Below are 8661 nucleotides of genomic sequence, written 5' to 3'. Positions count from 1 at the left end.
CCCCCGACCTCCCCACCGTGCGCCTGAAGCCCCGCACCTGACCCGAGCACCCGTGATGGCGCCGCTGCACCTGCCCCTGCCCCTAACTAATTCGACGGAGATTTTGCCGGGAAAGCGCGTAGATCGCGCTCTCACGCATCGAAAAAACCAAAAACTCCGTCGAATTGGTTAGGGCGGCGGGGGCTACTGGACGGCGGACGTGAGGCGGGCGAGGTTGTCGAGGATGGTGGAGCGCAGCGGCTGCTTCATCCAGTCGTCGAGGGTGAGCAGTTTGCTGTCGGCCCGGTAGCCGTCCTCGACCGCGCGCAGTTCGCGCACGAAGCTGCGGCCGCGCACCATCAGGGACACCTCGAAGTTGAGGCTGAACGAGCGCATGTCCATGTTGCTCGACCCGATCACCGCGACCTCGTCGTCGATCGTGAAGTGCTTGGCGTGCAGCACGTACGGCGCCTTGTACATGTAGATGATCACACCGGCCCGCAGCAGTTCCTCGTAGTACGACCGCTGGGCGTGATAGACGAGGGCCTGGTCGCCGATCTCGGAGACGAAGAGCTCGACGTGCAGCCCGCGCTGGGTCGCGGTCGTGATCGCGTACATGATCGACTCGTCGGGCACGAAGTACGGGCTCGTGATCACAATGCGTTCCTGCGCGTAGTACAGCAGGGCGAGGAACAGCCGCAGGTTGTTCTCGCCCTCGAACCCGGGCCCGCTCGGCACGACCTGGCAGTCGAGGGTGTGCGGCGCTTGTGTGGGCTGCACCGGCTGGATGTCGCGGGTGAGGAGTTCGTTCGTCTCGCCGTACCAGTCGGTGATGAAAATCGCGTTGAGCCCGGCTACGATCGGGCCCTCGAGCCGCGTCATCAGGTCTTTCCACCTGAGTCCGCGCCGGAGGTTCGACTTCATGTTGTACGTGCGGTCGATGATGTTCTGCGAGCCCATGTAGCCGACGACGCCGTCGACCGTCACGAGCTTGCGGTGGTTGCGGAGGTCCGGCCGCTGCCATTTGCCTTTGAGGGGCTGCAAGGGGAGCATGAGCTCCCACTTGACCCCGGATTCGGTGAGCCGCTTGAGGGTCTTGCGGTAGCCGGGCTTCCGCATCGACTGGATGTGGTCCATCAGCACCCGCACGGTCACTCCGCGCTGCACCGCGCGTTCCATCGCGTCGAAGAACGGCGCGGTGGTCGTGTCGAGGGAGAGGATGTAGAACTCGACGTGCACCCAGCGCTTGGCCTTGTCGATGTCGACGACCATTTCGGCGAAGGTCGCGTCGTAGTCACCGAGCAGGCGCGCGGTGTTGCCGCCGACGAGCGGCATCGCCCCGAGGTTGCGATTGAGCTCGACCACGGACTCGAGCCAGCCCGGCCAGGGATGGTCGCGGCGAACCTGTTCGATGCCGTCGGTGCTCTCGAGGATGAACTGGTTGATCTCGGCCTGCATCTCCAGCCGCTTTTTCGGCAGGGTGCGATAGCCGATCAGCAGGAAGAGCAGTGCGCCGATGTACGGGATGAAGAAGATGGCGAGCAGCCAGGCCATGCCCGAGGTGGGGCGGCGATTGCGGGGAACGACGATGATCGCAACGACACGGATTGTGAAATCGACGACCAGGGCCACGACGAGGATGAAGGTCGAGATGTCGATGCCGAACATGCGAAGTTAGGTGGTCGGCTTCTCAAGGCCGAGCTTCGCGCGCTCCTCGGCTTCGATCTCGGCGTAGACCTTCCGCTCGGTGCGGTCGGCCCTGATGATCGACCGCATGATGACCCAGAAGATCAGCCCGAGCGCGACCGTCGGCAGGATCGAGAAGAACGCACCCCAAAAGAAGTCCATAGTTCCTTCAGACTACTTGACGAGGATGCCGTAGACGCCGGAGACGACGAAGTAGAGCCCGATCGCGGCGACGATCACCCAGAGCACGATCCGGTTGGTCGTGATCGGCTGGCGTTCCTTGGGGGCCTTGTCAGCGGCCTTGTCGTCAGTGACCTTGTCCGCGGAAACCTTGTCGACGGCATCCGCTGCCTGGGAAGGCTCGTCCGGGGTGGTGTCGTCGTGCGGCTGGGTGCTCATGGCCTTCACTTTACCAACGGGAAGAGGATGGTCTCGCGGATGCCGAGGCCGGAGAGGGCCATCAGCAGCCGGTCGATGCCCATGCCCATGCCACCGGTCGGCGGCATGCCGTACTCGAGCGCGCGCAGGAATTCCTCGTCGAGGCGCATCGCCTCGGGGTCGCCGCCGGCCGCGAGGCTCGCCTGCTCGATGAAACGCTCCCGCTGGATGACGGGGTCGACGAGCTCGGAGTACCCGGTCGCGAGTTCGAAGCCGCGCACGTAGAGGTCCCACTTCTCGACGACGCCGGCCACCGATCGGTGCCCGCGCACGAGCGGGCTCGTGTCGACGGGGAAGTCCATCACGAAGGTCGGCCGGGACAGGCCGCCCTTGACGAAGTGCTCCCAGAGTTCCTCGACGTACTTGCCGTGGATCGGGTGCTCGACCTCGACACCTTCCCTGGCCGCGAGCTCCTGCAGTTCGGCGAGCGGAGTCTCCGGGGAGATCGTGCGGCCGACGGCCGTGGAGAGGCTGTCGTACATGCCGATCCTGTCCCAGTCGCCGCCGAGGTCGAATTCGGTGCCGTCCGCCCAGGTCACGACGTGGGAACCCGAGATCGCCGTCGCGGCGTTCTGGATGAGCGTCTGGGTGAGGTCCGCGATCGAGTTGTAGTCGCCGTATGCCTCGTAGGCCTCGAGCATCGCGAACTCGGGCGAGTGCGTCGAGTCGGCGCCCTCGTTGCGGAAGTTGCGGTTGATCTCGTAGACCCGGTCGATGCCGCCGACGACCGCGCGCTTGAGGAACAGCTCCGGCGCGATCCGCAGGAAGAGTTCGGTGTCGAAGGCGTTGCTGTGGGTCGAGAACGGGCGAGCGGATGCGCCGCCGTGCATCACCTGGAGCATGGGCGTCTCGATCTCCAGGAAGTTCCGGTCCGTGAAGGTCTTCCGCAGGCTCGCGACGGTCTGCGACCGCTGGATGACGCTGCGGCGGGCCTGCTCGCGACTGATCAGGTCGAGGTAGCGGCTCCGCACCCGGGTCTCTTCGCTGAGCTCGGAGTGCAGGTTCGGCAGCGGGAGGAGGGCCTTCGCGGCGACCTGCCATTCGGTGACCATGATGGAGAGCTCGCCGCGGCGGGAGGAGATGACCTCTCCGGCGACGAAGAGGTGGTCGCCGAGGTCGACGAGGTCCTTCCAGGCGGCGAGGGAGTCGACGCCGACGGCGGCGAGGGAGACCATGGCCTGGATCCGGCTGCCGTCGCCGGCCTGGAGGCTCGCGAAGCAGAGCTTGCCGGTGTTGCGGAGGAACACAACCCGGCCGGCGAGGCCGACGGTGACGCCCGTGACGGCATCCGCTTCGAGGTCGCCGAAGCGGGCACGAATGGCGGGGATCGTGTCGGTGACGGGAACGCCGACCGGGTAGGCGCCGCCGCCGGGCGTGGTCGCGGCCTGGATGAGCCGGTCGCGCTTGGCGAGGCGCACGAGCTTCTGCTCGCTGTTCTCCTGCTCGACCCTGACCTGCTCGGCCTGCTCGGCCTGCTCGGCCTGCACCGCCTGCTCGGCCTGCACCGCCTGCTCGGCGGTCGGCTCGGTCGGCTCGGTCGTTTCGGTGTGCTGGCTCATGCGGATCTCCGTTGGCGATTCAGGTTCGTGCAGGTGCGAGGTCGTGCTCGTGCGGTCGTGCTCGTGCTCGTGCGGTCGTGCGGGTCGAGCGGATGCTCGGTGCGGGTGCTTCAGGCCGGCGCGCTGCCGAGGTCGATGGCCTCGTTGTCGATCAGCCGGATGCTGCCGACATGCGCGGCGACGAGCATCCGTGCCGGGCCGGTGAAGCCCGCCGCGACCGGTTGGAAGTCCTGCGGGCTCACGACCACGAGATAGTCCAGCTTAACCAGTGGCTGGGCGGCGAGGATCGTGTGCGCGGCAACCTGGGCGGCCTGCAGCCCGTCGTGGGCGGCCGCGACCGCGGCCGCGAGCGCCGCGGAGAGGGCCAGGGCCGCCACCTTGTCCGCGGGTTCGAGCCGGCGGTTGCGGCTCGAGAGAGCCAGACCGCTCGGTTCGCGCACGATCGGGACGACCTCGATCTCGGTGCGCATGGCGAGGTCGGCGAACGCCTGCTGCACGAGGAAGACCTGCTGGGCATCCTTCTGTCCGAAGACGACGACGTCCGGGCCGACGATGTTGATCAGCTTGGTCACGACCGTGAGCATGCCGTCGAAGTGGCCGGGGCGCACGGCACCCTCGAGGAGGGCGGCGACCGGGCCGGCGGTGACGCGCGTGTCCGCTGCACCGTCCGGGTACATCGTGGACACTTGGGGCGCGAACACGAATGCGACGCCCTCTGCGGCGAGCGCAGCGACGTCGGCGTCGAGGGTGCGCGGGTAGGACGCCAGGTCTTCGGTGGGCCCGAACTGGAGCGGGTTGACGAAGATCGAGACCACGACGATGCCGCCGCGGGCGTGGGCGCGGCGCACCAGGGACAGGTGCCCGGCGTGCAGGGCGCCCATGGTCGGGACGAGGACGACCCGCGCGGACGGGCCGGGCTCCGCCCGGTTCTTCGCGGCGGCGATGCGCTCGCGCAGCCCGTCGATGGTGCTGATGACTTCTGGTTTGATGAGCACGTTCACTCGTCCTCCGTTGTGGTGCGGTCGGTGCGGTCGTTCTGGCTGGTGGGGTCTTCGGGGGCGACAGGGTCGTCGAGGTCATGGTCGTCGAGGTCGTCGTCGAGTGCCGACAGGTCGAGGCGGTCGGGTGCGGTGCGGGACAGGGCGTTCTCCATCGCCGAGCGCATCAGCGGTCCGATCACGCCGCCGGGTCGGTCGATGCCGATCGAGGCCAGCAGGGCGGCGGCCTGGTCGACGATCGATGTCGAGAACGCGGTGGCGATCTCCACGGCCTCGGCATAACGGGCCCGGTCTCCCTCGGCGACGACGACGGGCTCTCCGCCCATCTCGACGACGAGCGCCTGCCCGATCGGCAGCACGGGTGTCGGCGCGGTGACGGCGAAGTAGCTGTCGGCGAGGCGGGCGAGGTCGATGCTCGTGCCGGTGAAGCTCATCGCGGGGTGGATGGCGAGCGGGATCGCGCCCTGGGCGAGCGCGGGCTCGAGCACCCCGATACCGAACTTCGCCGAGGTGTGCAGCACGAGCTGCCCGGCCTGCCAGGTGTTCGTGGCGGCGAGCCCGGCGACGAGGCTCGCGAGCTGGGCGTCCGGCACGGCGAGGATCACGAGTTCGCTGCGTTCGACGATCTCCGGCACGGTCAGGATCGGCACGAACGGCAGGATCGCCTCGGCCCGGTCGCGGCTGGACTGCGAGATCGCCGAGATGCCGACGATCGCGTGGCCGGCTCCGGCGAGGGCGGCTCCGAGAATCGGTCCCACCCGACCTGCGCCGACGATGCCGATGCCGAGGCGTCCGGGGCGGGCGTTCACAGCGCCGCCTCCGGTGTCGGCGCGAGGGTCGGGAGGGGCAGTGCGGGTCGATCGGGCGTCGCCTGGTTCAGCGGATGCCCGGGGTCGGCCCAGTGATGACTGGTGTCCGCACGCGCGGAGGAGATCGCCCCTGCGGAGAGGCGCTCGAACAGGCGCTCCCCCTCGCGGACGTCGATAACCGGGAGTGCGGCGACGACCGGGCCGGCGACGGTGTGCACCCGGAGATTCGCCAGGCGCAACATCCGCTGGATCGGGCCCTGTTCGATCGAGATGCTCTGCAGCCGGGCGAGCGGCACGAGGATGAGTTCCCGGCTGACGAAACCGCGGCGCAGGAGTACGGTGTCGGCCGCGATGGTGAAGCCCGTGCGTCGCCAGGAGAACGGGCGGAGCCAGGCGGCCCGGCGCGGCGCGTTTGTGAAGCCGTCGTCACCGCCGGGAGAGCGCACGCCACGGTCGACGAGCAGCTTCTCCCTGCCGTTCTCGGAGCCGGAGTCGCTGTCGAAGCCGGGCAGGATCAGCTCCAGAACCCGGGCGACGTCGGCGAGCGTGCCGACCGGCAGTGTGGTGGTGTGCGCTTCGCCCGCCGCGCCCTTGTTGGTGGAATGGCCCGCTGTGTTGATCCGCACCTGCCACCACCCGAACGGTCGCCAGATCAGCGGCTGCGACACCCGCACGGCGTGGATGCGGCCGGGCGGGAGCGTCTCGTTGCTCACCGAGAGCAGGCCGAAGCCCACCCGCACCCCGTCGGGTGTGCCCGCGATGCTGTAGCGCAGGGACTTCGTGAAGCGGGTGAAGTAGAAGCTGAGGCTTCCGATCAGGCCGGGGAAGATGGCGATCAGCAGCCAGCCGCTGCCCCCGGCGGAGACGCTCCAGACCAGCACCGCGATCGCGATGAGCACGAAGACGGTGAAGCTGCTGAAGATCACGGAGCCGATCAGGCGACCCGGCGGGATCCGCACGACGGATTCGGGGGGCGCGGCGTCCGGGTCGAGTTCTGGGGCGAAGAACTCGTGGGCCCGGTCGGTCGCGAAGCCGCCGATCCCGCCCGCGATGCCGCCTGCCGCTGTCCCGATGGCGCTGCCGAGGGACGGACCGAGGGCGCTTCCCGCCGCCCGGGTGCCCGCGTGCTCGACCCAGTCCTCACCCTCCGCCGCGGCGTCGGGCGCGGAGTCGGAGGGAAGTGCTGCCGCCGCGCGCACGCCGGAGGCGAGGTGCAGGATGTCGCGGCGGAGGGCATCCGCTGCCGCGGAGCCGAGGTAGGCGAGGTGCACGTTTGCGTCCTGGCCGGCGACGCTGACCTCGAGTTTCGCCGCGCCGAACAGCCGCGGGATGAACGGGCGCACGATGTTGACGCCCTGGATGCGGTCGAGGCGGGCGCGACGGTTGCTGCGGAAGACGAGCCCGCTGCGCACCTCGACGACCTCGCCGCTGACCCGGAAGGTGTGCATCCGCCAGGACAGGTAGAAGGCGACCAGGATGACGATGAGGATCACGACGACCCCGAGCAGCGCCCAGCCGACCGCGCCGCGGCGGAAGAGCTCGTCGATCGGGTCGTCACCGTAGGTCGGCACGTGGAAGAAGAAGTCGATCAGGCGCTCACGGAGATTGCTGATGATGAAACCCAGAATGGCCACGATGAAGAGTCCGCCGCGCAGCAGTGGGCTCGCCGGGTGCAGCCGGTGCCATTCCCCGTCGGCGAGGGTGGTCACAGTCCCGCCCGGCGACTCTCGGCGAGTTCGACGAGCCGGTCGCGCAGCGCCTCGGCGTCGTCGAAGGCGAGGCCGGGGACGAGCACGCCCGAGCTTGCGGCGGCGGTGACGAACTTGAGGTCGGCAAGGCCGAGCCAACGGGCGACCGGGCCGCGGGTGACGTCGATGAGCTGCATCCGGCCGTACGGTACCGAGACGAAGCGCTGGAACATGATGCCGCGGCGGAAGAGCAGGTCGTCCTGGCGGAGCTGGTACCCGATCGAGCGCACCCGGCGCGGCTCGAACAGCACGACGATGAGGGTCACGACGACGATCAGGGCGAGCACGATGGGCGCCCAGGACACCTCGGCGAGCAGCCAGAGGGCGGTCGCGCCTGCGCAGAGGACGAGACCGAAGATCACCGTGCCAACGATCTCGACGACGACGTAGCGCGGGGAGACCCGTTTCCACTCGCCGGCGACCGGCAGTTCGAGGCGGCCGTCCGGGTCGGGCACCGGGGCGGTTTCGAGAAGCGGGGCGGTTTCGAGCACCAGGGCGGTTTCGAGCACCGGTGCGGTTTCGGATGCCGGGGCGGAGGAAGACGCGGCGGCGGGTTCCGGGGCAACCGGTACCGGGACGGCGATTCCCTCAGTGGTGTCAGGCACGCACTTCTCCTCGTTTGCTGTCCTCGTCGTCGTCCGGAGGGAGAGTACAGAAATGCTCGGCAACCAAACCACTCACCAGGAGGACCGCTGCGCCGAACGCCATCCCGATGGTGAGCCATACCGATGCTACCGCCGGAGTCACCGAACGGGTCAGAAGATAGAGGCCGAGGCCGCCGGCCGCTCCGAGCAGCAGGGCCCCGCTGTAAGCGGATGCCTTGGCGAGCGCGGCGACCCGAACCGCCATGAACGGGTTGACGGGCTTGCGTGGCTTGCCGTCAACGGCGCCCCGCGTGGACTTCCGGATCGGCCAGGCCAGGCCGAAGACCACGATCGCGCAGAGCACGAGGGCGAGGGCGAGGCTCGCCGGCGGCAGCAGGATCGAGCGACCGGCGGCAGCGAGCGCGAGCTCGAGCAGCAGCCCGACAACGAGGGCGCCGAGCACCCAGGCAACGATCACGGAGGCTCGGGTGCGCTTCATCGGCTCGCCTCCGCGACGGGATAGCGGTGCACGGTCGAACCGATCGCGGCGAGGAGGTCGGCCACCGCTCCGCGGCCCGGCAGCACCGCGTCCCAGTCGAGGTCGAGCCAGGGGGCGAGGACGAAGTCACGCTCGGCCGCGCGCGGGTGCGGGAGGGTGAGTCGGGCATCCGCCTGTTCGAGCTCCCCGAAGACGACGACGTCGATGTCCAGGGTGCGGTCGCCCCAGCGCTCGGCGCGCACCCGTCCGTGCTCGTTCTCGATGGTGTTGACCGCGTCGAGCAGGGTGAGGGCGTCGCCGGTGAAGCGGATGCCGACGGCCAGGTTCAGGTAGCGGGGCGCGTCGTCGTCGACGCCGTCCG

10 protein-coding genes are annotated in these 8661 nt (G+C 69.0%); all 10 read right to left on the bottom strand.

All coding sequences use genetic code 11. The annotated features are described in order from the left end of the window. Positions 1–183: 183 nt before the first annotated feature. The gene (gene cls, locus QN350_RS18140) at positions 184–1647 is read right to left on the bottom strand and encodes a cardiolipin synthase (protein WP_322138737.1); all 1464 of its coding nucleotides are present in this window, start codon (positions 1645–1647) and stop codon (positions 184–186) included. Between the two features lie 6 nt (positions 1648–1653). After that, positions 1654–1827 (bottom strand): hypothetical protein, encoded by a 174-nt coding sequence (locus tag QN350_RS18135; RefSeq protein ID WP_322138736.1) that lies wholly within the window; start codon positions 1825–1827, stop codon positions 1654–1656. A 12-nt stretch (positions 1828–1839) separates the two neighbouring features. Continuing rightward, positions 1840–2064 (bottom strand): hypothetical protein, encoded by a 225-nt coding sequence (locus QN350_RS18130; RefSeq protein ID WP_281533815.1) that lies wholly within the window; start codon positions 2062–2064, stop codon positions 1840–1842. Positions 2065–2069: 5 nt separating this feature from the next. After that, positions 2070–3662 carry a lysine--tRNA ligase gene (lysS, locus tag QN350_RS18125; protein WP_322138735.1) on the bottom strand — a complete coding sequence of 531 codons (1593 nt, stop codon included), beginning with the start codon at positions 3660–3662 and terminating at the stop codon, positions 2070–2072. Positions 3663–3772: 110 nt separating this feature from the next. Then, positions 3773–4663 carry a pantoate--beta-alanine ligase gene (gene panC / locus QN350_RS18120; RefSeq protein WP_323503482.1) on the bottom strand — a complete coding sequence of 297 codons (891 nt, stop codon included), beginning with the start codon at positions 4661–4663 and terminating at the stop codon, positions 3773–3775. After that, positions 4660–5469 carry a Rossmann-like and DUF2520 domain-containing protein gene (locus tag QN350_RS18115; protein WP_323503480.1) on the bottom strand — a complete coding sequence of 270 codons (810 nt, stop codon included), beginning with the start codon at positions 5467–5469 and terminating at the stop codon, positions 4660–4662. The genes panC and QN350_RS18115 overlap by 4 nt, the downstream gene beginning before the upstream one ends. Then, on the bottom strand, positions 5466–7178 hold the full coding sequence (locus QN350_RS18110) for a PH domain-containing protein (RefSeq protein ID WP_323503478.1): 1713 nt from the start codon (positions 7176–7178) through the stop codon (positions 5466–5468). The genes QN350_RS18115 and QN350_RS18110 overlap by 4 nt, the downstream gene beginning before the upstream one ends. After that, positions 7175–7672 carry a PH domain-containing protein gene (locus QN350_RS18105; RefSeq protein ID WP_416173057.1) on the bottom strand — a complete coding sequence of 166 codons (498 nt, stop codon included), beginning with the start codon at positions 7670–7672 and terminating at the stop codon, positions 7175–7177. The genes QN350_RS18110 and QN350_RS18105 overlap by 4 nt, the downstream gene beginning before the upstream one ends. 142 nt (positions 7673–7814) lie before the next feature. Then, the gene (locus QN350_RS18100; RefSeq protein ID WP_281533812.1) at positions 7815–8300 is read right to left on the bottom strand and encodes a DUF3180 domain-containing protein; all 486 of its coding nucleotides are present in this window, start codon (positions 8298–8300) and stop codon (positions 7815–7817) included. Beyond that, a partial coding sequence (gene folK, locus QN350_RS18095) for a 2-amino-4-hydroxy-6-hydroxymethyldihydropteridine diphosphokinase (RefSeq protein WP_323517048.1) occupies positions 8297–8661 on the bottom strand: 365 nt, incomplete at its 5' end. The genes QN350_RS18100 and folK, both read right to left, overlap by 4 nt.

Origin of the sequence: Cryobacterium sp. 10I5 (assembly GCF_035019865.1) — a bacterium.
GTDB lineage: Bacteria > Actinomycetota > Actinomycetes > Actinomycetales > Microbacteriaceae > Cryobacterium > Cryobacterium breve_A.
Note: the sequence above shows the minus strand (reverse complement) of the source record. Positions and strands in the feature narration are given on the sequence as shown.

Excerpts from the sequence above, each read along its gene's own strand:
- cls (WP_322138737.1), bottom strand. The coding sequence starts at position 1,647 with ATGTTCGGCATCGACATCTCGACCTTCATCCTCGTCGTGGCCCTGGTC.
- QN350_RS18135 (WP_322138736.1), bottom strand. The coding sequence starts at position 1,827 with ATGGACTTCTTTTGGGGTGCGTTCTTCTCGATCCTGCCGACGGTCGCG.
- QN350_RS18130 (WP_281533815.1), bottom strand. The coding sequence starts at position 2,064 with ATGAGCACCCAGCCGCACGACGACACCACCCCGGACGAGCCTTCCCAG.
- lysS (WP_322138735.1), bottom strand. The coding sequence starts at position 3,662 with ATGAGCCAGCACACCGAAACGACCGAGCCGACCGAGCCGACCGCCGAG.
- QN350_RS18100 (WP_281533812.1), bottom strand. The coding sequence starts at position 8,300 with ATGAAGCGCACCCGAGCCTCCGTGATCGTTGCCTGGGTGCTCGGCGCC.